1 protein-coding gene is annotated in these 304 nt (G+C 55.9%); it reads left to right on the forward strand.

Annotated elements, in window-relative coordinates; translation table 11 throughout:
• Positions 1-75: 75 nt before the first annotated feature.
• Positions 76-304, forward strand: a 229-nt coding sequence (locus tag R0J92_RS22300) for a hypothetical protein (RefSeq protein ID WP_411053260.1), incomplete at its 3' end; no start/stop codon positions are given.

Raw genomic sequence — 304 nt, forward strand, 5'->3', positions numbered from 1 at the left:
GTGGGTATTCCCCGAGATCACACGGCGCATGGAAACATTACCTTAGAAGTGCCTCCTCTTCAGGATTGGCCCCTAATGGCCTCGATCGACGCTTCTGAGCAGTGGACGCTGGTATTTGAGTGCCATGTGCGCTGCGAGGAGCAGCAGGATGAGCTATGGCGGCTACACCGCGCCCTTGGGCGAGAAGCTACTCGCTTGCAGCGTTTGAGAATTGGGGGTGGCGATGCAACTCTGCCCGGTGAGACGAAGACCGTGTGGCAAAGCACACCTGCTTGGCGTAATACAAACGATGTTTGGTTATTTG

Source organism: Tritonibacter sp. SIMBA_163 (genome assembly GCF_046535935.1).
In the GTDB taxonomy this organism is placed as follows: Bacteria; Pseudomonadota; Alphaproteobacteria; order Rhodobacterales; family Rhodobacteraceae; genus Epibacterium; species Epibacterium scottomollicae.